Raw genomic sequence first — 20,620 nt, forward strand, 5'->3', positions numbered from 1 at the left:
TCTGGCGCAGAAAAGTGCCGGCCCCGCAGAGCCGCTGTTACGCAACAGCGAACCTGCGGGGCCGGCACTTTTTCGTGGAGATTTCGGCGATGGACGCCCTAGAGCGAGCCGCTGTGCACCCCATGAATGGCATCGGCGGCACGCACCAAGGCCAGGTGCGAGAAGGCCTGCGGGTAATTGCCAGCCATCCGTAAACTGTCGGTGTCGTATTCCTCGGCGAGCAGGCCCAGGCCGTTGGCATAGCCCACCAACTGGTTCATCAGCCGCTTGGCATCGTCAATCCTGCCGGACCTGGCGTACTGTTCCACCAGCCAGAAGGAGCAGGCGAGGAAGGGGTGTTCGCCCGGTTCCAGTCCGTCCATACCGGCTTCGGTGCGGTACCTCAGCAGCAGCCCTTGTTCGTTGGCCAGCTCTTTCTCCAATCGGGCCACGGTACCGAGCATCCGGGGATCGTCGTAGTCCAGGAAGCCAACCTGCGGGAGTTGCAGCAGGGAAGCGTCAACCTCGGGGCTGCCGTAGGTCTGAGTGAAGGAGTTGATAGTGGTGTCGAAACCCTTTTCCAGGATGTTTTCGCGAAGCCGGTCACGAAGTTCCGCCCAGCGTTCTGCGTGGCCTTCAAGCCCATGCTCACGGACGGCTCGCACTCCGCGATCGAAGGCGGCCCACATCATCACCCGGGAATGGGTGAAGTACTTCAGCTCACCGCGCATCTCCCAGATGCCGTGATCGGGATCGTCGAAATGGTTCTCGGCGAAGCTCAGCAGGGCGCGCTGCAGGGGCCAGGAAAAGCTGTCCTCCAGCACTCCCCTGTTACGGAGCTTCTCCAGCACCACCATGACCTCGCCGACGACGTCTGCCTGGTACTGGTCGACGGCCCCATTGCCAACCCGGACCGGGGTGGACGCTTCGTAGCCGGGCAGGTGATGGAGGATCTTCTCCGGCAGCTCGCGCTCCCCACCAACGCCGTACATGATCTGCAGGTCCTCCGGGTCGCCGGCGACGGCACGCAGCAGCCAGTTGCGCCATTCCAGCGCCTCCTCCTGGTACCCGTGGGTCATCATCGCCTCAAGAGTGAGCGCCGCGTCGCGCAGCCAGCAGAAGCGGTAGTCCCAGTTCCGGGCGCCGCCGAAGTGCTCGGGCAGCGAGGTGGTGGGGGCGGCCACAATCCCGCCGGTGTCCTCGTGTGTCAGTGCTCGCAGGACGAGCAGCGAGCGTTTGACGATGGGATCGTACTCCCCCTGCTGCTCAAAGCTGGCGGCCCAACCGGCCCAGTAATCAATCGTTTCCCGGAGAGCGATATCGACGTTGATGGGCTCGGGCATGGGCCGGTAGGAGGGATACCAGACAAGTTCGAGGTCGACGGTTTCTCCTGCGGCAACAGTGAACTCGCCTTCGTGTCGGCGGTGGGAGGCGTGCGGCAGGTGCTCACCGCGCAGCGCCAGGGCGTCGGGGCCCGCAATCGCCGAGATGGCCTCGCCGCTTTCATCAGTTTGCCTGCTGACCCAGGGGAGGATCTTGCCGTAGCCGAAGCGGACCACCAGTTCCTGGCGCATCGGCACAGTGCCGCTCAGCCCTTGAATCCTCCGCACCAAGGACGCGCGGCGGTCGCCGACCGGCATGAAGTCGGTGACCTGGACGTCCCCGGCGTCGGTGTGCCAGCGGGTCGCCATCACAAAGGTGGAGTCAATGTAGCGCCACTCCACGACCTCGGCGGAGCCCGCACCGGGGGCGGGAGCGATCGCCCATCGACCGTGGTCCTGCTCGCCCAGCAGCGCGGAGAACAAAGAATCAGAATCAAACCGGGGGAAGCACAGCCAATCCACGCTCCCGGTCTTGGAAATCAGCGCGCCAGTGTGCATGTCGGAAACGAGTGAGTAGTCTTCGATCGGAGATTGCATGATTCAACTCAATCACATTCGCCTCCGGACTCCCCTGATCCTGGCGGCCACCATCGCGGCTCGCGTCATGGCTGCGGGCGCGTGCCATCCAGTTGTGCACGGACCGCCGCGGGACGGTTGGTGGTGATTTCCTGGATGCCCAATTCACGCATGAGTTCGACGTCGTCGGCGTCGTCGACCGTCCACACACGTAGCCGGATCCCCTCGGCCAGCCAGCGGCGCACTCTGGCTGGATGCGTCCTCACGTAGTCAATCCCGGGGCCCGCCATGCCCGCCGAGTGCGAATCAATGTTCCGCTCTCCGTCGTTGAGCGCCCGGCGGAGCAGCCCGATAACCGCGGCCGCGGTCAGCGCACCCAGATGCAGCTCAGCCCGCAATTCGATGGGCCGCACGTCGGAGACCAGCTGGCAGACGATATGCGATGGCACCTTCTCGAGCAGGTGCCTCACGGAGTCGGGGTTGAAGCTCATGAAGCTGATACTCACGTTGGCGAGAGTTGAACTAACCGGATCCCACCCCTGTTGCATCAAAAAGGTGATCAGCTTCTCTTCGAGTTTGAGCCCAAAGGGGCTGGGGTGCTTGAGTTCGATGGCAAGGGAGACGTCCCGGTCCGCCGCCAACAGCAGGTCCAACAGGTCCCCCAGCGAGAGGAACTGGTCGGCGATCCCCCCATATTGAGGGGGGATGGTGGCACCCTTCCACGACGCAAAATCGAGATCCCGCAGTTCCCGCAGCGTATGGTCCGCAACGTCACCGGTTCCGCTTGAGGTCCTGTCGAGGGTGGAATCATGAATACATACCAGCTGCTGATCACGCGTCATGTGGATATCGCATTCGACGCCGTCGGTTCCCTCAGCGAGCGCCTGGAGGTAAGCGGCGCGGGTATGTTCGGCGAACTGGTGGCTGGCGCCGCGGTGGGCGAAAATTGTGTACACCACGCCCCATCCCGTCGGCAACCAGCATCTACCTGATACCGTACGCGAAATTGGCCAGCCCGGCGTGACTTACCCGGCCATACGCTGCTTTACTGGCTCAGACGGATGCACCCGCCTGGGGCACCGTAACCCCCGGAGGATCCTTGAGCTCTCACCTAGCCGGCACTGACGCAGAACGGGCCGCCGGGCTGCGGCGCATGAAAGTGGTTGCCACCGGGCTGCTCGGTGTCATGGCGCTGATCTTCATTGTCGCGTTTGCACTGCAGGACCAGTATCCCTGGTTGCAGTATGTACGCGCCGCTGCTGAAGGCGGCATGGTCGGCGCCCTGGCGGACTGGTTCGCTGTGACCGCACTCTTCAAACATCCAATGGGCGTCAAAATCCCCCACACAGCCATCATCCCTCGCAAGAAGGACCAGATTGGGGCGTCACTGGGCCAATTTGTCGAGGATAACTTCCTCTCCGAGACGGTGGTGCAACAAAAATTGGCATCGGTGGGAATCGCGCAGAAGGCAGGTGCGTGGCTGGCCACTCCCGGAGGCGCGGATCGGGTAGCCGTTGAGGGAGCAGCCTTGATTCGGGGCGCGTTCACCGTGCTCGACGACGATGCGGTGCAATCCGTGATCGAGTCGATGGTCCGGAAACACCTGCTCACGCCACCCTGGGGGCCGCCGGCAGGGAAAATTGCCGAGCGGATCTTCGAGGACGGCCATCACCATCAGCTGGTGGACCTCCTGGTGGACCGTGCCGCCGACTGGGTGGACACCAACTATGACCTCGTCTCAGGCCTGGTTTCGCAGCGATCCCCCACCTGGGTGCCCCAGTTCGTGGACGGCCTCGTGGGGGACAAGGTGTACGTGGAGCTGACCAAGTTTATGCGTGCTGTTCAGACCAACCCCAACCATGATGTGCGGCTGGCCCTGGATAAATATCTCAAGGACCTGGCTCAGGACCTGCAGCACGACCCGGTGGTAATCGCCAAGGCCGAAGGCATCAAGGCGCAGGTGTTGGGCGACCCCCAGGTGCGCGATCTGGCGGCTCGCACCTGGACCACCATCAAAAAGGCCCTGATGGAAGCTGTCGACGACTCCGATAGCGAGCTGACCCGCAATTTCAAGACAGCGGTCCGGGACTTCGGTCGCCGGTTGTCCACGGACGCGGAGCTGGCTGGAAAGGTTGACCGGTGGATTGCCGATGGGGCGGGCTATCTGGTGCGCACCTACCGCAGCGACATTGCGGCAATCATCACCGAGACCGTTGGCCGCTGGGACGCGGTCGAGACCTCACAGAAGATCGAACTGCAGATTGGAAAGGACCTGCAGTTCATCAGGATCAACGGCACCGTGGTCGGTTCCCTGGCGGGCCTGCTGATCTTCAGCGTCGCCCACGCCGTCTTCGGGTAACCCGGCACGGGTCAGCACACGGAGCGGCTACCCCTGGTCAGCTATCCAGGTCCTTCAGGAGCTCGCCTGGGACCACACTGGGTGCGGGGCCGAAAGCCTGAGCGGTTGCGGTAATCACCGCCCGTCCCATCATGTGGTTACCGGCTCCACCGACGACAGCCCCAATACCGAAGGGGAGAGCCCTACCCAGCAGAGCGCCGCCCTGCTTGGCCAGCATTTTACGTACGAAGCGTCTCCGGATGCTGTGGCCGATGGTACGCGCAATCGGTGAGGACACGCTTCCTCCCAGGACCGTCCCCCAGTGCTCTGACGCTCCACTGCCCGAGCCGCGGAGCACCGACTGAATCAGCGCGAGGCCCTCCTCGCCCATGAGGATGGCCATCACGAGGGTCCGCGCCCGCTCCGGATCTCCAGTCTGGACGCCGTGAAGTTCGGCAATGGATTGGGCGTACAACGCCGTGGCTTCAAGAAAGCCGACGGTTGCCGCAGCTGAAAGACCCAAAGATGCAATTGTGCCGACGGCGGGCACCACTGCGGTTGCTCCCACCGCTGCGCCGGTGACGGTGATGACTGCCAGATAATGGCGTTCAAGGTCAGCGCTTATCTCAGCTGCAGTGGCCTGCGGATTCTTTGCATACATCCGGCGCAGATTTGCCAACACGAGAGGCCGTTGCACCTCGATGGCTCGCTCAATGGTGCGCTGGATGCCCGGTTTCGGTTTTCCCTCCTTGTCGAAGAGCGCCCCATTGGCCATCCTGGATGCCGGATTGAGATTAGGCAGTTTCATGGCTGGTTTCCTTCACTTGAAAGCGGTTAACGCGGAACATAAGGCCCGAAATACATTGCGACAAAAAACGCCGCCGGGTTTCCCCGACGGCGCTTTGTTGTGCAGCGTCTAAATTACGCGCGTGACTTGCGGCCGGTGATGGCGCCGTAAACAACCAGCACGATCAGCGCACCGCCGATAGCGAGAAGCCATGACTCAAGCGAGAAGAATTCGTTCATGTCAGCACCGAACAGCGCGCTGCCGATGAAGCCGCCGAGCAGGGCACCAACTACACCCAGTACGAGTGTGATGATCCATCCGCCACCCTGGCGACCGGGAAGGATGAGCTTGGCGATTGCGCCAGCGATAAGGCCTAGAAGAAGGAATGCGAAGAAACCCATGAAGTACTCCTTGTGATCGAGTCTTGTCTACGAGTGATACGTATAACAAAAGTGCTGTAATGCAGGATGTCCCTACACAAGCTTCCAACCATCCTACTTCATCAGCGTGCTTAGCTTTCAATTAAAGCGGTGCTGAGTTCATTAAACCCCCTGTGCACCATCTTTCAATAGGCCACGCCGGTGTTGATTTGATAACACTTGACTCGCCAGCTGGCACGGCGCGACGGCCGCTAATCCGCTAGTTAACGAGCATAAACCGGAACAACAGTAAGCTGATCACTACGTTAAGGCCGAAAAGCCAACTGTTCACCAGTTTCACCCCCGCTGGCCAATTCGTCGCGGGATGCCCTTTATCGAAGGAGTAGTAGACCAAATGAGAATCGGTTCTTCAATCGTACTTATTGCACTGGGTGCAATTCTTGCTTTCGCAGTCGCTGACGTCGTGGACTTCATCGACCTCACTCTGGTGGGCTACATCCTGATGGGTGTCGGAGTGCTTGGGCTCATTATTTCACTCGTAATGAACGCACCCCGCAGTCAGCGTCGGGTCACTGAATCCCGTTCAGTCCAGGACCCCAACACAGGCGAGACAGTCACCCGAAACGAAACACGCGACGGCGGCATCTAACAGTACCCGCCGAGAGAAGCGCCACCGGCCCGGCCGATGGCGCTTTTTTCTGCCAAAAAATGATTGACAAACAAAGATAAACACAGATATAGTCACTCAATCAGACATTTATTGTGATGGTAGTCACCGCCGCAAGGAGGCCGCAGTGTTCGCCGAAGAACGCCATAGCAAGATCGCCACAATCGCCCTAGCCGAAGGCCGCGTCAGCGTCGCCGAACTAGCTGAACGCTTTAACATCACCAGGGAGACAGTCCGGCGCGACCTGGCACTGCTCGAAGATGCTGGGGTGTTGCGCCGGGTCCATGGGGGCGCGGTCACAGGTGGCTACAGCAGCACCAGTGAATTGAGCCTAAACAGCCGCGCAGGCCAACATCAGAACGAAAAGGCACGCATCGCCAAGGCCGCCCTCGCCATGATTCCCGACGCCGGATCAATAGTCCTCGATGCTGGCACCACTACCGGTCACCTCGCCGAACTGTTGGCACACGAGGCCAGAGCCGGCCTCGTGGTCATCACCCACGCCGTTCCCATCGCTCAGTCGATTGCGTCCTCCAATCTGCACCTTGAACTGGTCGGCGGGAGGGTGCGGGGCCTCACGAGCGCCGCTGTCGGGAGCCACACCATCGATCGTTTTCACGGCTACCGCCCCGATATCGCCTTCATCGGGGCGAACGGCGTTCACTCGACCTTTGGACTGAGCACACCCGACCCCGACGAAGCTGCAGTCAAAACCGCCATAGTCAGGTCGGCGCGCCGCGTCATCGCGGTGGTGGACGCGTCGAAACTGGAGCAGGAAACTCTCGTCGGCTTCGCTTCCCTGACCGACATTGACACCCTGGTTACCGACCGGACACCCCCCTCCGTCCTGGCCGCAGCTCTGGCCGACGCTGACGTAGAGGTGGTGGTCGCGTGATCATCACCCTGACGGTAAATCCCAGCCTCGATCGGACTGTTGAACTTGCCGATGAACTGATGCGCGGTGGCGTGCAGCGTGCCACCAACGCGCATCAGGAATCCGGGGGCAAAGGCGTCAACGTCTGCCGCGCCCTCAATGCCTCAGGCGTGGCGTCGACAGCTGTGCTCCCTGGAGATCCCGACGACCCGGTGCTCGCAGGCCTCCGCGCCGCTGGCGTACCGTTCCGGAACGTACCGATCGGCACCCCACTGCGCAGCAACATCACCCTCACGGAACCTGACGGCACCACCACCAAAATCAATGAGCCCGGGCCGGCCCTCGGATCGACCGAGCTTGCCCACCTGCTGGAAACGGTGGTCTCTGAATGCTCCGGCGCTGCCTGGCTGGTTCTGGCCGGTTCGCTCCCGCCGGGAGTCCCGACCACGTTCTACGCGACAGTGATCCAGGCGGTCAGGGCGCGCTACCCCGACAACCCACCACTGATCGCTGTCGATTCCTCCGGTGCGCCCCTCATCGACACCCTTGCGGCAAACGTTTTGCCGGATCTGCTGAAACCAAACGCCGAAGAGCTTGCCGAACTGAGCGGCGTGGCCGACGGCGACGCCCTTGAGGCCGACTCCACCCTCGCCGCCTCAGCTGCGGCAGCTTTGGTGGGCGCAGGAGTCGGCACTGTCCTCGCGACACTCGGAGCACGGGGCGCCCTTCTGGTGACCGCCGCTGAGGCATGGGAAGCGACTCACCCACCGGTCGCCGCGCGGTCCACCGTCGGGGCGGGTGACTCGGCCCTTGCCGGCTACCTCCTGGCACACACTGCTGGCGGAACGCCCGAGCAGAGCCTCCGCCAGGCGGTGGCCCACGGATCAGCCGCCGCTGCGCTGCCCGGTTCAACAGTTCCAGCTCTCAATCAAACGACTCCGGAGGCCGTCACCACCCGGCGGCTTCCCCTCCACAACGCACCAACCGACACACCGCTCAATGCACCACTTCCAAAGGAGGAAGATCAATGGCACAGCTGATAACCACCGACCTGGTCACACTGGATCAGGATTTGGGTTCTGACCGTCAGCAGGTGATCCGCCGACTCGCGGATCAGGTTGCTGCCACCGGCAGGGCAACCGGCGCTGACGGACTTTACGCCGATGCACTGGCCCGGGAAGAGAAGACCGCCACGGGTATACCGGGCGGCATCGCTATCCCCCACTGCCGGTCAACCTCGGTCACCGAGCCCACCCTCGCAATGGCCAGGCTTAACCCCGCCGTAGACTTCGGCGCCAAGGACGGCCCCGCCGATCTCGTGTTCTTCATCGCGGCCCCCGACGGCGCTGACCAGGAACACCTGCAGCTGCTCTCCAAACTGGCGCGATCGCTGATCAAAAAAGATTTCACTGCGGCCCTTCGCGCCGCGGCAACGCCCCAGGACATCGTTGACCTTGTTCAGGGTGCCCTCGACGCCGGTCCTCGCAAGAGCGCCCAGCCCGCCGACGCACTGTCCACAGCGGCATCAGGAAGCACTCCCGGAGAATCAACCGCGGCGCCCACCGGCACCCCACCATCGGCACCTCGCCGGCTCGTCGCCGTAACCGCGTGCCCCACCGGCATTGCCCACACCTATATGGCCGCCGATTCCCTGGTCGCCGCAGCCAAGGAGCGCGGGGTCGATCTTCAGGTCGAAACCCAGGGTTCCTCTGGCGCCACACCCCTCCCGCCGGAGGTGATCGCGGCTGCCGATGCGGTGATCTTCGCTGTCGACGTCGACGTGCGGGACAGGAACCGTTTCGCCGGGAAGCCAGTTATCACCTCACCGGTCAAGCGCGGCATCGACGAACCCGGTGTCATGGTCGACGAGGCGCTCGCTGCCGCTGACAACCCCAACGCACGACGCGTGCAGGGGTCAACCGACTCCGAGTCACAGCAGACCGACGACGGCGGCGGCGGCGAGGGTGTGGGGCGTCAACTCAAGCGGGCACTCCTCACCGGCGTCAGCTACATGATCCCCTTTGTTGCAGGTGGCGGTCTCCTGATTGCACTTGGCTTCCTCCTCGCCGGCTACGAAATCGCGCTGTCGAATGATGAGGGCGTGGGTAACGGCGACGCGATGCTCGCCCAGTACACCCTGCTCAACCTGCCACCAGAGGGCCTTGCGGTCTTCCTCGGCGCGGTTTTCTTCAAGATCGGAGCCCTGTCGATGGGCTTCCTGATCCCGGCCCTCGCTGGTTACATTGCCTACGCACTGGCGGACCGGCCAGGTATCGCACCGGGCTTTGTCGCTGGCGCAGTGGCAGGCTTTATGGGCGCCGGGTTCCTGGGCGGCATCGTCGGCGGTCTGCTGGCGGGCTACGTCGCCATGATGATCGGACGGATCAAGGTGCCACGCTGGCTCCGAAGCCTGATGCCGGTGGTCATCATTCCACTACTCGCCTCTATCGCGGCTTCAGGTTTGATGATCCTGGTTCTCGGCGGACCAATCGCCTCGCTGACCAACGCTTTGAACGACTGGCTTTCCGGCATGACCGGCGCGGCAGCGGTCCTCCTTGGGGTAATCCTGGGACTCATGATGGCCATCGACCTGGGCGGACCAATCAACAAGGTCGCCTACTCATTCGCCGTCGCCGGTCTCGGAGCGGGAGCCGTCGCCAACCAGGCGCCGTGGCAGATCATGGCCGCTGTAATGGCAGCCGGCATGGTCCCACCCCTGGCCATGGCACTCGCCACCGTCCTGGACCGCCGCCGCTTCTCAGTGGCCGAGCGGGAGAACGGCAAGGCAGCCTGGTTGTTGGGTGCGGCCTTCATCTCCGAAGGTGCGATTCCGTTCGCAGCGGTCGACCCATTGCGTGTCATTCCCGCCAGCATGCTCGGCTCGGCGGTGACCGGAGCCATCGTAATGGGCTCCGGTGTCACCTCTCAGGCACCTCACGGCGGCATCTTCGTCTTCTTTGCCATCGGGAATGTCGCTATGTTTGTGTTGGCTATCATTGCGGGCACCATCATTTCGGCTCTCACTGTGGTGGCTCTGAAGCGCTTCGCCACGCGGAAGACCGAAGACACCCCCGTCATCGAGACGGTCGCCGCCTAACCGAAACCCGGGAGGGTACTTCAATGACGAAACTAACCGGAGTCGGGGTTAGCCCTGGCCGAGTGATCGGGCCTGTCCTACAGATGCCTGCCAGTGCAAGGGAACCACACGCAGACGAGCGGTGGGGTTCGGACACGAGCGCCGAGGCGGAGACCACACGGCTGAAGACGGCCTCCAAGGCCGTCCAGGCCGAGTTGAAGCGGCGCGCCGATGCCGCGACGAAGGACGCAAGTGCAGTGCTGGAGGCGACAGCAATGATGGCCGCCGATCCGATGCTCCTGAAATCGGCGGCCAAACTCATCGCTGCCGGCACCTCAGCCGAACGTGCCGTCTGGGAAGCCGGTTCGGCTGTTGCCGAGATGCTGCTCAGTCTCGGCGGCTACATGGCCGAACGGACCCAGGACGTTCACGACGTGCGGGCGAGGCTGGTGGCCGAACTCCGCGGGCTTCCGGCACCGGGCGTTCCGACCTCCGAGCAACCCTTCATCCTCGCGGCAGAGGACCTTGCTCCGGCGGACACGGCAACCCTCGACTCCAGCCAGGTGCTGGCTCTGATCACCAGCAGCGGCGGCCCTCAGTCCCACACCGCGATCCTTGCCCGCGCGCTGGGCCTCCCGGCAGTGGTGGCCGCAACCGGCGCCGACACCATCGAGGCAGGGACAAGTGTGTACGTCGACGGGGCGGCTGGCACCATCATCACCGACCCCGGCGACGACGAGCGCGCCGCGGCGGACCGCTGGGTCGAACAGGCCGCCGCACTCGGGACGTTCAATGGGACGGGTGCCACCGCCGACGGACACCTGGTGCCGCTACTGGCGAACGTTGGATCCGGCAAGGATGCTCGCGCTGCAGCAGCTGCTGGGGCCGAAGGTGTAGGCCTGCTCCGTACCGAGTTCTGCTTCCTGGATCGTGAGACCGAGCCCAGCGGCGAAGAGCAGGCGTCAGCGTACCGGGAGGTGTTCGACGCGTTCCCGGGCCGCAAGGTGGTGGTCAGAACACTCGACGCGGGCGCTGACAAACCGCTACCGTTCCTCACCGACGCCTCGGAGCCCAACCCTGCGCTGGGAGTGAGGGGATACCGGACCGGATCCGTCAGCCCCGGCGTGCTGACCCGCCAGCTTCAGGCGATCGCCCGGGCCGCCGCCGACACGAAGGCGGAGGTATGGGTGATGGCACCGATGATCTCAACTGCCGCCGAGGCGAAATCCTTCGGTGAAATGTGCCTGGCCGAGGGCCTCGACCAGCCCGGCGTGATGGTCGAAGTACCCTCGGCTGCGCTGACTTCCGAAGCCATCCTGCAGCATGTGGGGTTCGCCTCGCTGGGAACGAATGACCTCACCCAGTACACGATGGCCGCCGACCGGCAGCTGGGACAGTTGGCCACCCTCAACGACTCCTGGCAGCCTGCCGTGCTGCAGCTGATCAAACTCACGGTCGCCGGCGCCGAATCGGCAGCCGCAGGCACGGCGGACGCGAAGCCGGTGGGGGTGTGTGGCGAGGCTGCAGCTGACCCCGCCCTCGCCGTCGTGCTGGTGGGATTGGGAGTTCAGACTCTCTCCATGTCAGCCCGATCGCTCCCCACCGTCGCTGCGGTTCTCGCCTCAGTGACCCGCACCGAAGCCCAGGAGCTGGCGGCGCTAGCCCTCGCCGCTCCAACAGCCGACCTCGGACGCACCGCCGTCCGTGAACGGCTCCCCATTCTGGAAACCCTGGGCCAGTAAGCGCCCCAACCAAGGAGGAACCCTATGTCAGAACGCAAAGCCACAGTCGCGAGCCGTGTCGGCCTGCACGCAAGGCCCGCAGCAATCTTCGCTGAGGCGGCAGGTGAGCTCCTACTGGAAGTCACCATCGCCATGGAGGGTGAACCAGCTGAAGATGCGATGGATGCGTCAAGCATCCTGTCGCTGATGGGCCTCGGGGCCTCCCACGGCGACGTCGTCGTCCTTCGTGCAGACGGCGACGGTGCCGAGGAGGCCCTCGAGGGCCTGGCGCAGATCCTGGAGACAGACCACGACGCCTAGGCGGATTTACGCCTAGGCTCGGGCCTGGTCTCCCCCTCCGCTGGTGACCGAGTCTTCAGCCATTGATGATTCCATCGCCTTCTGGCGCTTCTTCATCCAGAACGACAGGGCGAAGATGAGCGCGAGGGTCGCGTAAATCACCGCCGCAATCGGTGAGGTAATCAACGCGGTCGGATCACCCTGCGAGATGGCCATGGACCGACGGAGCTGATCCTCGAAGATGGGACCGAGGATCAGCCCCACCACCAGCGGCGCGATCGGGTAACCATAGCGCCGCATGAAAAACCCGAGAATCCCGATGATCAGTAGAATCCAGACATCCACCGGCGTGAAGTTCACCGAGAACGCCCCCAGCGCTGCGAACACCAGGATCCCTGCGTACAGGTAGGGACGGGGGATCTGAAGAATCTTCACCCATAGCCCCACCAGCGGCAGGTTCAACACCAGTAGCATCAGGTTGCCGACGTAGAGGCTGGCAATCAGGGCCCAAACCAGCGCGCCCTCGACCTCGAACAGCAGGGGGCCAGGCTGGATCTGGTACCGCTGGAAGGCCACCAGCATTATCGCCGCCGTAGCGGTGGTGGGGATACCCAGCGTTAGCAGCGGAACCAGCACACCCGCAGCGGCAGCGTTATTGGCCGATTCGGGACCGGCAACTCCCTCGATGGCACCCTTTCCGAACTGGGCCTTGTCCTCCCCCTTGGCGAGCTTGCGTTCAGCCGCGTAGGAGACGAAGGTGGCGACGTCGGCGCCGCCTGCCGGAATGGTCCCGATGGGGAACCCGATGAAAGTGCCCCGCAACCAGGGCTTCCAGGACCGGCGCCAGTCCTCCCGCTTCATCCACTTCCGCCAGTTGCCACTGACCGGGATCACATCGACCGACCCGTGGCGCATCCGTGAAGCGATGTAGAGTGCCTCACCCATCGCGAACAGCGCCACAGCGACCAGCACCACGTCGATACCGTCGGTGAGGAACGGATTGCCAAAGGTGTAGCGCTGCTGGGCGGTCAGAGCGTCAACACCAACCAGGGCAAGGAACAAACCGATGCACAATGATGCGAGCCCGCGCAGCACCGAGGCACCCAGCAGCGCGCCGACGGTAAGGAAGGCGACGACCATCAGGGCAACGTATTCAACCGGGCCAATCCGAACCGCGAACTCGGCGAGCATCGGAGCGAGGAAGGTCAGCAGCACGGTGGCAATGGTGCCCGCGACGAACGAGCCGAGCGCCGCCGTCGCCAGCGCGGCCGCTCCGCGACCCGCTTTCGCCATCTTGTTACCCTCAAGGGCAGTGACCACGGACGCCGATTCACCCGGCGTGTTGAGCAGGATCGACGTCGTTGACCCGCCGTACATGCCGCCGTAGTAGATCCCGGCGAACACAATAATGGCGGCAGTCGGGTCGAGGCTATACGTGATGGGCATCAGCAGCGCGATAGCCATCGCCGGGCCGATACCGGGTAGCACCCCAACCGCAGTACCCACGAGCACTCCACCCAGGGCAAACAGCAGGTACATCGGCTGCATGGCAACCGAGAAACCCTCCATCAGGGCCATGAAGTTATCCATTGAAGATCTCAACCCCTTCCAGGAGGAACCCGGCGGGCAGCGAGACGCCCAGGAGACCGGCAAACACGAACTGCAGCACCAACGCCATGACGACGGCGATCACCGCGTTCCGCCACCACGACAGGCTGCCCAGGGTCCAACTGGCCCCGAAGAACAGGACCGCAGCGGCAACCGGCCAGCCTGCTGGCACGATAAGCAGAATGTGCAGCGCCACGAACCCAACCAGCTTGGCAACCGTCAGCCAGTCGGTTTTCGCGTTGGGGTCCACGTCTTCGCCCTCCTCGGGGGCGCCTCGACGGCCCCTCAGCAGCTGAATGATGATGGCGGTGCCAAGGAAAATCAGCAGACCTGACACGATGAAAGGGAATTCGCGGGGGCCAATACCGGTGGCTGACGGCGGCATCTTGATGCCTGCGCCGGCAACAAACCCGACAATGCCGAGGCTGAGGACCCCCGCCGCGAAAATGATTTCTCCGATGGGCCGACCGGCAGCGGTGTCAACGCCGCCGGTCTGTGCCTCTGGTGGGTGAGTGCTCATAACGGCTACAGCAGACCGATGTCTGTCAGGGTGGTCTTGACCGTCTCGATGTCCTCGTCGAGGAACGTCTGGAACTCCTCGCCGACGAGGAAAGCATCAGCCCAGTTGTTCTCGGTCAGGGTCTCCTGCCACGATTCGGTTTCGTGGAGTTCGGTGATCAGCTCGGTCAGGACGGCTGCCTGCTCCTCGTCGATCGTGCCCGGAGCGACGACGCCGCGCCAGTTGGTCAGAACCACGTCAATGCCCTGATCGGTCAGGGTCTCAACCTCGGGCACCTGACCGGCAGGTTCCTCGCCGGAGACTGCGAGCGCGCGGACCGTTCCGGCTTTGACCTGTTCAGCGTATTCGCCGACACCTGAGATACCAGCCGATACCTGGTTTCCCAGCAGCGCAGCCAACGATTCGCCGCCGCCGGAGTACGGGATGTAGTTGAGCTTGTCGGGGGCTACTCCCTCAGCCTCGAGGATCATTCCCGCGAGAATGTGGTCCGCGCCGCCAGCTGACCCGCCAGTGACCGATACTGCCTGCCCGTTCTCGTCAATGTCAGTAACCAGGTCTTCAATGGTCTGGTACGGGGAATCGGCTGGTACGACGACGATCAGCGGCTCATCAGTGAGCCGTGCAATTGGGGTGGTGTCCTCAATCCGGGTTTCCGCGGAGTTGGTCTCCACTGCACCCACCATGACGTAGCCCATCACCATGAGGGTGTTGGGGTCCTGTTCGGTGGCGAGCTGGGCGAGGCCGTTGGTGCCACCGGCGCCGCCGACGTTGACCACTGAGGCGCTCCCGACCAGCTCGTTTTCCTCGAGATCGGCCTGGATGGCCCTTCCTGTCTGGTCCCAGCCACCGCCTGGATCGGCGGGAACCACGATGTTCAGGCGGTCTATGCCGCCTTCGGGGGTTTCGGCACCGCTGTCACCGCACGCCGACAAGGCCAATACCGATACGGCCGCCGCAGCGACCAAAGCTGAACTGCGCTTCATTGGGCGATCAAGCTTCATGATGAATTCCTTTCCTGGGCGTGATGCAGATCACCAAGCCGTCCGGTTCATCGTAGGGAGCCATGGTCCAGCGGGGAAGAATGTGGACATAACGCGCGTATTGGTCATTACGGTCATGGGGTGCACGGCGTCGAACGGGCCCTGACGTGCCAAAATAGCTTCATGATCCAGTCAATGTCGCTTAGGTCACAGTTGTTTCTGCTGCAGCTGTCGATCGTGCTGATCATTGTTCTCATCGCTGGGTCAGTGGCAATCCGAATGCAGGAGCAGCAGATTCGCGATGCGTACGAATCGCGCATGGTTGGGGTCGCGCAATCGGTGGCGCAACTGCCCACCATCATCGAGGCGTTCGACGACGAACGTCCCAGCGACACCATCCAGCCGATAGCCGACCTGATTGCCCAGTCGACCAACGTCACCTACGTGGTGGTCACCGATGACTCAGGGATCCGCTACTCACATCCAAACCCGGAAATGATCGGGAGCATGGTCTCCACTGACCCCTCAGTTCCATTGTCGGGTGAAACTTTCGTGGGCACCCAGACAGGAACGCTGGGAGAGTCGTGGCGCGTGAAGGTCCCCATCTTCGATGCCGACGGCTCGGTGATCGGTACCGCTTCGGTGGGAATCCTCGAGTCCCGGCTCAGCCAGGACCTTCAGGAGGATCTGCCCCAGTTGTTGATCTGGCTGATCGCTGCGGCCCTGATGGGATCGGCAGGGGCCATTTACGTGTCCCGCTTGGTCTGGCGCCGGATCTACAAACTCGAGCCTGAAGAAATTGCCACCCTGCTCGAGACCAGGGACGCCATGCTCCACGGCATCGGCGAAGGAATGGTGGCCGTCGACGAACGCGGGAACCTGGCACTCATCAACGATGAGGCGCGGCGGCTGCTGGGTCTTGATGACTCGGCCGTTGGGCGACCCATCGATGATGTGCTGGAGCCAGCCCTCGGCGGGATGCTCGATTCGGACGGGGCGATGGAAACCACAGTGCTGGTGGGCGAACGGGTGCTGCTGGCCCAGGCCAACCGCGCGGTTGTTGACGGTAGACGAGTGGGTAGCGTGCTGATCCTCCGGGACCGCACCGAATTGCACCAGTTGCTCCAGGACCTGGACGGTGCCCGGGATGTGACCCAGGCGTTGCGCGTGCAGGCCCACGAGTTCTCCAACAAAATGCACGTCATTTCCGGTCTGCTGGAACTCGGCCGGACCGAACAGGCGGTTGATTTCATCACCCGTTCGGGGCACGGTGGATCAGTGGTCTCCGGCGACCTCTGCCCGGGAATCACCGACCCCGACGCCGCGAGCCTGCTGATGGCGAAGAGTACGATCGGTGAGGAAAAGAACATCCAGGTGATTGTTGACGGGAATTCGACGTTGAATCCCGACGGGACCACTGATCAGGTGACCATCCTGGGAAATTTGATCGACAATGCGATGGAGGCGATCGTCTCGAACGGGACGATCCATATTTCGACGACAGCCAACGAGGCGGGGTGTGTGATCACGGTGTCCGACGACGGACCAGGCGTCCCGGAGTCTGCGCGGCAGCAGATCTTCGAAAGCGGCATCTCCACCAAGGCCGACGGCCCATCAGCTGCCCGAGGGTTTGGGCTATCACTGGTTCAGCGGGTGACAGAACGCCGGAAGGGTGAGATTTCCGTGACCGATTCCCCACTCGGGGGTGCAGAGTTCAGGGTCAGCCTCGCCCCTGCGCCGGTCGCAGTGGGCGTGGAGCGCCAGTGACACAGTTGATCCGCACCGCAGTCATCGATGATGACCGGGAGGTAGCTGGGATCCATACCGGGTTCCTGCTGGCCCATGGGGGGTTTGACGTGGTCGGCGTTGCCTACAACGGAACCGACGGGTTGCAGCTAATTACCAACGACCGACCAGAGTTGGTGCTGCTGGATATTCACCTGCCGGATCTATCGGGTATTGAGGTGCTACGCGCGGCCCGGAATTTACCAGGCGACCCCGTGGACATCATTGCGATTACCGCTGCCCGTGAACTCGAGACGGTGCGCGCTGCGATGGCCGGTGGTGTGCTGCACTACCTGGTGAAGCCATTCAACTCGAAGGTCCTACTGGAACGTCTTGATCAGTATGTTGCCCATCGGCGCAGCATCCTCGAACACAGTGCCGGGGGGTCTCCTACGCTCGATCAGGCAGGAATTGACTCGCTCTTGGGCCCCGCGCAGGAGCAACGGGGAGCGGCCGGTGGATCTCGATCGTCGCAAGCAATGCTCCCGCCTATCCTCCCGAAAGGGCTATCCGGTCCCACCCTTGCTGCAGTGATCGGTGATCTCCGGTCGGCCCCTGAAGGGTCGTCGGCATCGGAGGTTGCCCTGAGACTCGGGTTGGCGAGGGTGAGCGCTCGTCGCTATCTCGAGTACCTGGTGGCTCGGGAACAAGCGAAGATCACGCCCAAATATGGCGCCGCGGGCCGGCCGGAGAAACGCTACGCCTGGACCGGTTGACACCCAAAGAGCGGGTAGGTGCGTCCACCCGTTCTAATGGACGCCCCACCCCGCTCTGTAGCTCCGCCGTCCCCCACGGCAAGCGGAGTTACACAATCATAATTTTGCCACACGATGATGAAAACGTGAATACCCGGGGGGTAATCAATCACAAAAACGTCAAAAATCACGCAAGATGATTGGTGCGCGGCGACAACTCGGTCCGCCTTCGTGACGCCCAAATGATCGTCAGGCCGCTCGTCACCAGCACGATCGCACCGAAGGGCAGGCCGATCTCCCAGACCCCAAGGCTCGTCCCGGGCACGAGGCTGACCACCGCAAAGACCACAACTGCTCCGAACCCGACGGCCAGCAGCGCCGACGCGCTCCGGTGCGCGGGCCGCCCGGCAGGATCCGCGAGGTCTTTAAGGGCGGGCAGGACCAGGCAGGCTGCGACGTAACCCGGGTAGAGCCTCCCGGCCTCCGCGTAAAGACGAACCGTTTCCTGACCCCCGTAGGCGAACAGGCCAGTGGAGCTTTCCGGAAGGTCGCTCATCGCAAAGAGTACGACGGTAGCCAGAACGACTACCGCCAACACTGTGACGCCAATTGGACCGACGATAAGCCAGCGCGTACGTGGCGACCTGAACGCCGCGGCGATGCGGAGACCAAGCAGCACGAAAACCGCATACAGGGAGAGCCTGATGATGAGGTTCGCAATGTTGATTCCGCCAAGAAACCGGTCACAAGGAAGGTAAATCTGCGGCAAGCTCAGCCCCACGGCAATTACCAGCAGCACCAGAGCAATGAAAATCCCCCGCCCCCGCCCGCGGATAGCGTCAGGAAGGCGCAGCAGGACAAACGCTATGCAAAGCCCCAGCACTATCCACTGGATCACTTGCCCATTCATCCGAGGTTCTCCCAAAGGTTCTGATCTCGGCTATTGGCTAGCTCGAGCTTCTTCAATGACTTGCCCAGCACATCAAGCCGGTCGCGGGCCAGCAGCACAAGGTCTGCATCGGACAACATACCCAACGCCCGATTCCGGCCGTCGGCCGGCCACCCGCCCTCAGCCGAGGTGAGGAGGCTCGTTACGACCAACCCGCTGGTGAGCGAGACTTCCGCGACCCGCGCAGCCTCGACAGCGAGTTCAGGGGTCAGCCGGCCAGCAGTGAGCTGCGCCGATAAATTCTGCGGAGCAATCCCTGCCCTGGCGGCGAGTCCCTGGCGCAGTTCGCCCCGATCCACGGCGTCAATCCACGCCCGCACCGAATTTCGATGCGGAAACGGTGCCAACTCAAACCGGACTTCGCGGCCCGCCTCTTCTTCATCCTGGCTACGGGCCACAAGGAGTCTCAGAATATCGATGTGTGAAACCTGGCTGATCAGCTCCGCGTCGGTTGGCTCCCGGATCCCTGTGGGCAGGTCCCGGTAACCATCGAAATTGCCCAGCTCCTGTGCTGGGTTCAGGCCGTAGGCTCGGGCACTGCTGACGACGGTCCCGATCGCCACCTTCCCCCGAACCAGCTGCTGGCCGAGGGTGGATCTCTTGATTCCTGCCTTGCGGCAAAGGTCCGCGACGGTATCCTCGGGTGCGACCCGAGCACGCCACAGCTGAAATGACTTAGCTGTGACTGCCATTACAACCTCTCAATTGGACTTCCAGTACAGAATTTGAAGTATACTGAGATCGCTGGCTCCCCATTCTGCGATTCCCCCATACGCAGAACGCGGAGCCAGTCTCAATTTAACGGCCAGCCCCATTTCGGGTCGGTGACACCGCCGTCTCGGGGCGACGGCCTACCAGCGAGCCTTCTTCTCGGTCTTGCCCTGCTTCCCACTGCGGTGAACCGGCTGGTGGTTGGGCCCGGTGCTCCGCGATCCCGCCAGCTTCCCGAAGTCTGGGTTCTTTTTCTCCAGTGCAAGCTTGGCCCGTGGGTCGTCCTGAAGCTTTTTTGCCGCCGAGTCCGATAAATGTGTCGACAGTTCGTCGGTCTGGTCTTGGGCATTACTGGTGTGGTTTTTCGCCTGGTCGGTCATGGTGATCCTTAAATAGTCGACCGCCGAACTGGATTCAACGGCCACTGGGTGAGTAAGAAACGTCGCTCGGAGGCACGGCCTCAACGAGCATGGTTTTCGGTAGGCAGCAGGTAATCCCTGAGGGACTACTCGAAAATTAGTGTTCTCATAAGCCTAAACTTACACGCTGCCCAGCAGCTCGGCCAGAGCCGCCCGGAGACTGACTAGATGGATTTGCCGGTGGCCGGCAGCTCGCGCCCCATCGGGTCGGTCCGGATAACTCCGGCGGCCGTCTCGGCGGCCCGTAGTGCCGCCTCCAGCCCTGCTACGGCCCTTTCATACTCGGAGCTGTCGACGTCGTCACCCTCGAACTGCTCCCGCATCAGGGCCGCCGCCCGCATCGAACGGATCAACTGTGAGGTGTCGCTACGGCTGAGGTCAGTCATCGCCGGGAAGTCGATTGCCGCGGCCGGATCCAGCTCATAGGTGACCCACTGCTGCAGGACTCTCTCGTGCCTGGTCCGCAGACCTTCGCGCACCTCCCGAATCTCCTCGGCCAGGACCCTGCGCCGACGTTCACGCTCGCCCCGCCACAGCCAGCCCATCGCTACGCCAGCGAAGACCAGTGCCCCTGCGCTGACCAATCCGCCGCTCCCGGGAACTGTTGCTACCGCGCCGATGATGACAAACACGACCGCGAGTAAACCCGAGAATCCGTACCAGAACAGGGAGTCGGCGTCGTCGTTCCGCCTTAGGCACCTGGACAAGGCGAAGGCGGTTGCCGCGGAGAGGATCCCTACCAGCGCGAGGGCAATCGCCGCTTGAAGGATGAAACTGGCAGCATCCATGGGTCGTCCTCTCAGCGGGGCCGAGGTCTCGAACCGGGTTGGGCCGAAACCGTGGCGCCCAGATGGAATTGCCTACTATCTATTCAAACGCTTAACCCGGTGGAGTCAATCCCGCTTCTCACCTGAAATGCAAAGAATCCCCGCC

20 protein-coding genes are annotated in these 20,620 nt (G+C 62.9%); 9 read left to right on the forward strand and 11 right to left on the reverse strand.

Annotated elements, in window-relative coordinates; translation table 11 throughout:
• Nucleotides 1–98: 98 nt before the first annotated feature.
• Nucleotides 99–1,898: a glycoside hydrolase family 15 protein gene (locus tag B384_RS0115130; protein ID WP_019483939.1), complete on the reverse strand. Its 1,800-nt coding sequence runs from the start codon at nucleotides 1,896–1,898 to the stop codon at nucleotides 99–101.
• A gap of 65 nt (nucleotides 1,899–1,963) precedes the next feature.
• Entirely contained in the window at nucleotides 1,964–2,836 is an 873-nt protein-coding gene (locus tag B384_RS0115135) for a glycerophosphodiester phosphodiesterase family protein (protein WP_019483940.1), read from the reverse strand.
• Nucleotides 2,837–3,030: 194 nt separating this feature from the next.
• Here B384_RS0115135 and B384_RS0115140 point away from each other — a divergent pair, with 194 nt between their 5' ends.
• Nucleotides 3,031–4,236, forward strand: coding sequence for a DUF445 domain-containing protein (locus B384_RS0115140; protein WP_083850972.1), 1,206 nt, complete (start codon nucleotides 3,031–3,033; stop codon nucleotides 4,234–4,236).
• 37 nt (nucleotides 4,237–4,273) lie between these two features.
• Here the strand turns inward: B384_RS0115140 and B384_RS19200 are convergent, their stop codons facing one another.
• Together B384_RS19200 and B384_RS0115150 are read right to left on the reverse strand one after the other, a co-directional pair.
• Complete coding sequence (locus B384_RS19200; RefSeq protein ID WP_019483942.1) at nucleotides 4,274–5,023, reverse strand: hypothetical protein; 750 nt, start codon at nucleotides 5,021–5,023, stop codon at nucleotides 4,274–4,276.
• Between the two features lie 113 nt (nucleotides 5,024–5,136).
• Entirely contained in the window at nucleotides 5,137–5,403 is a 267-nt protein-coding gene (locus B384_RS0115150) for a GlsB/YeaQ/YmgE family stress response membrane protein (protein ID WP_019483943.1), read from the reverse strand.
• Nucleotides 5,404–5,776: 373 nt separating this feature from the next.
• Between B384_RS0115150 and B384_RS0115155 the strand changes: the two genes are divergently transcribed.
• The 6 genes from B384_RS0115155 (at nucleotide 5,777) to B384_RS0115180 (ending at nucleotide 12,041) form a co-directional block, all read left to right on the forward strand.
• The gene (locus B384_RS0115155; protein WP_019483945.1) at nucleotides 5,777–6,031 is read left to right on the forward strand and encodes a DUF6458 family protein; all 255 of its coding nucleotides are present in this window, start codon (nucleotides 5,777–5,779) and stop codon (nucleotides 6,029–6,031) included.
• A 145-nt stretch (nucleotides 6,032–6,176) separates the two neighbouring features.
• Complete coding sequence (locus tag B384_RS0115160) at nucleotides 6,177–6,944, forward strand: DeoR/GlpR family DNA-binding transcription regulator (RefSeq protein WP_019483946.1); 768 nt, start codon at nucleotides 6,177–6,179, stop codon at nucleotides 6,942–6,944.
• Complete coding sequence (locus B384_RS0115165) at nucleotides 6,941–7,963, forward strand: 1-phosphofructokinase family hexose kinase (RefSeq protein ID WP_019483947.1); 1,023 nt, start codon at nucleotides 6,941–6,943, stop codon at nucleotides 7,961–7,963. Before B384_RS0115160 ends, B384_RS0115165 begins: the two co-directional genes overlap by 4 nt.
• On the forward strand, nucleotides 7,951–10,020 hold the full coding sequence (locus tag B384_RS0115170; RefSeq protein ID WP_019483948.1) for a PTS fructose transporter subunit IIABC: 2,070 nt from the start codon (nucleotides 7,951–7,953) through the stop codon (nucleotides 10,018–10,020). The genes B384_RS0115165 and B384_RS0115170 overlap by 13 nt, the downstream gene beginning before the upstream one ends.
• A gap of 23 nt (nucleotides 10,021–10,043) precedes the next feature.
• Nucleotides 10,044–11,741 (forward strand): phosphoenolpyruvate--protein phosphotransferase, encoded by a 1,698-nt coding sequence (gene ptsP, locus B384_RS0115175; protein WP_026041220.1) that lies wholly within the window; start codon nucleotides 10,044–10,046, stop codon nucleotides 11,739–11,741.
• Nucleotides 11,742–11,765: 24 nt separating this feature from the next.
• On the forward strand, nucleotides 11,766–12,041 hold the full coding sequence (locus B384_RS0115180; RefSeq protein ID WP_019483950.1) for an HPr family phosphocarrier protein: 276 nt from the start codon (nucleotides 11,766–11,768) through the stop codon (nucleotides 12,039–12,041).
• 12 nt (nucleotides 12,042–12,053) lie between these two features.
• Here B384_RS0115180 and B384_RS0115185 read toward each other — a convergent pair whose 3' ends face one another.
• Genes B384_RS0115185 through B384_RS0115195 form a run of 3 tightly spaced genes read right to left on the reverse strand, consistent with a single transcriptional unit; the run spans nucleotide 12,054 to nucleotide 15,149 of the window.
• Nucleotides 12,054–13,610, reverse strand: coding sequence for a tripartite tricarboxylate transporter permease (locus tag B384_RS0115185; RefSeq protein WP_019483951.1), 1,557 nt, complete (start codon nucleotides 13,608–13,610; stop codon nucleotides 12,054–12,056).
• Nucleotides 13,603–14,148 carry a tripartite tricarboxylate transporter TctB family protein gene (locus tag B384_RS0115190; RefSeq protein ID WP_019483952.1) on the reverse strand — a complete coding sequence of 182 codons (546 nt, stop codon included), beginning with the start codon at nucleotides 14,146–14,148 and terminating at the stop codon, nucleotides 13,603–13,605. Before B384_RS0115190 ends, B384_RS0115185 begins: the two co-directional genes overlap by 8 nt.
• A gap of 5 nt (nucleotides 14,149–14,153) precedes the next feature.
• Complete coding sequence (locus B384_RS0115195) at nucleotides 14,154–15,149, reverse strand: Bug family tripartite tricarboxylate transporter substrate binding protein (RefSeq protein ID WP_019483953.1); 996 nt, start codon at nucleotides 15,147–15,149, stop codon at nucleotides 14,154–14,156.
• Between the two features lie 174 nt (nucleotides 15,150–15,323).
• Here B384_RS0115195 and B384_RS0115200 point away from each other — a divergent pair, with 174 nt between their 5' ends.
• Both B384_RS0115200 and B384_RS0115205 read left to right on the forward strand, forming a co-directional pair.
• Nucleotides 15,324–16,895, forward strand: coding sequence for an ATP-binding protein (locus B384_RS0115200; RefSeq protein WP_237715335.1), 1,572 nt, complete (start codon nucleotides 15,324–15,326; stop codon nucleotides 16,893–16,895).
• Nucleotides 16,892–17,629, forward strand: a complete 738-nt coding sequence (locus B384_RS0115205) for a response regulator (protein ID WP_019483955.1) — start codon at nucleotides 16,892–16,894, stop codon at nucleotides 17,627–17,629. Before B384_RS0115200 ends, B384_RS0115205 begins: the two co-directional genes overlap by 4 nt.
• A 166-nt stretch (nucleotides 17,630–17,795) precedes the next feature.
• Here B384_RS0115205 and B384_RS19205 read toward each other — a convergent pair whose 3' ends face one another.
• The 4 genes from B384_RS19205 to B384_RS19830 all read right to left on the reverse strand — a co-directional run bounded on the left by B384_RS19205 (nucleotide 17,796) and on the right by B384_RS19830 (nucleotide 20,475).
• Nucleotides 17,796–18,518 (reverse strand): hypothetical protein, encoded by a 723-nt coding sequence (locus B384_RS19205; protein ID WP_019483956.1) that lies wholly within the window; start codon nucleotides 18,516–18,518, stop codon nucleotides 17,796–17,798.
• The gene (locus B384_RS0115215) at nucleotides 18,515–19,249 is read right to left on the reverse strand and encodes a hypothetical protein (protein WP_019483957.1); all 735 of its coding nucleotides are present in this window, start codon (nucleotides 19,247–19,249) and stop codon (nucleotides 18,515–18,517) included. Before B384_RS0115215 ends, B384_RS19205 begins: the two co-directional genes overlap by 4 nt.
• Nucleotides 19,250–19,408: 159 nt before the next feature.
• Nucleotides 19,409–19,693 (reverse strand): hypothetical protein, encoded by a 285-nt coding sequence (locus B384_RS19210; RefSeq protein WP_019483958.1) that lies wholly within the window; start codon nucleotides 19,691–19,693, stop codon nucleotides 19,409–19,411.
• A gap of 158 nt (nucleotides 19,694–19,851) precedes the next feature.
• Nucleotides 19,852–20,475: a hypothetical protein gene (locus B384_RS19830; RefSeq protein ID WP_019483959.1), complete on the reverse strand. Its 624-nt coding sequence runs from the start codon at nucleotides 20,473–20,475 to the stop codon at nucleotides 19,852–19,854.
• Nucleotides 20,476–20,620 lie beyond the last annotated feature (145 nt).

The organism is Arthrobacter sp. TB 23, from assembly GCF_000294595.1.
Lineage (GTDB): Bacteria > Actinomycetota > Actinomycetes > Actinomycetales > Micrococcaceae > Arthrobacter_D.

Bases quoted from the DNA above. Each gene is read 5' to 3' on its own strand.
- B384_RS0115130 (WP_019483939.1), bottom strand. From the start codon at position 1,898: ATGCAATCTCCGATCGAAGACTACTCACTCGTTTCCGACATGCACACT.
- B384_RS0115140 (WP_083850972.1), top strand. From the start codon at position 3,031: ATGAAAGTGGTTGCCACCGGGCTGCTCGGTGTCATGGCGCTGATCTTC.
- B384_RS19200 (WP_019483942.1), bottom strand. From the start codon at position 5,023: ATGAAACTGCCTAATCTCAATCCGGCATCCAGGATGGCCAATGGGGCG.
- B384_RS0115150 (WP_019483943.1), bottom strand. From the start codon at position 5,403: ATGGGTTTCTTCGCATTCCTTCTTCTAGGCCTTATCGCTGGCGCAATC.
- B384_RS0115155 (WP_019483945.1), top strand. From the start codon at position 5,777: ATGAGAATCGGTTCTTCAATCGTACTTATTGCACTGGGTGCAATTCTT.
- B384_RS0115170 (WP_019483948.1), top strand. From the start codon at position 7,951: ATGGCACAGCTGATAACCACCGACCTGGTCACACTGGATCAGGATTTG.
- ptsP (WP_026041220.1), top strand. From the start codon at position 10,044: ATGACGAAACTAACCGGAGTCGGGGTTAGCCCTGGCCGAGTGATCGGG.
- B384_RS0115180 (WP_019483950.1), top strand. From the start codon at position 11,766: ATGTCAGAACGCAAAGCCACAGTCGCGAGCCGTGTCGGCCTGCACGCA.
- B384_RS0115185 (WP_019483951.1), bottom strand. From the start codon at position 13,610: ATGGATAACTTCATGGCCCTGATGGAGGGTTTCTCGGTTGCCATGCAG.
- B384_RS0115190 (WP_019483952.1), bottom strand. From the start codon at position 14,148: ATGAGCACTCACCCACCAGAGGCACAGACCGGCGGCGTTGACACCGCT.
- B384_RS0115195 (WP_019483953.1), bottom strand. From the start codon at position 15,149: ATGAAGCTTGATCGCCCAATGAAGCGCAGTTCAGCTTTGGTCGCTGCG.
- B384_RS0115200 (WP_237715335.1), top strand. From the start codon at position 15,324: ATGTCGCTTAGGTCACAGTTGTTTCTGCTGCAGCTGTCGATCGTGCTG.
- B384_RS19205 (WP_019483956.1), bottom strand. From the start codon at position 18,518: ATGAATGGGCAAGTGATCCAGTGGATAGTGCTGGGGCTTTGCATAGCG.
- B384_RS0115215 (WP_019483957.1), bottom strand. From the start codon at position 19,249: ATGGCAGTCACAGCTAAGTCATTTCAGCTGTGGCGTGCTCGGGTCGCA.
- B384_RS19830 (WP_019483959.1), bottom strand. From the start codon at position 20,475: ATGGATGCTGCCAGTTTCATCCTTCAAGCGGCGATTGCCCTCGCGCTG.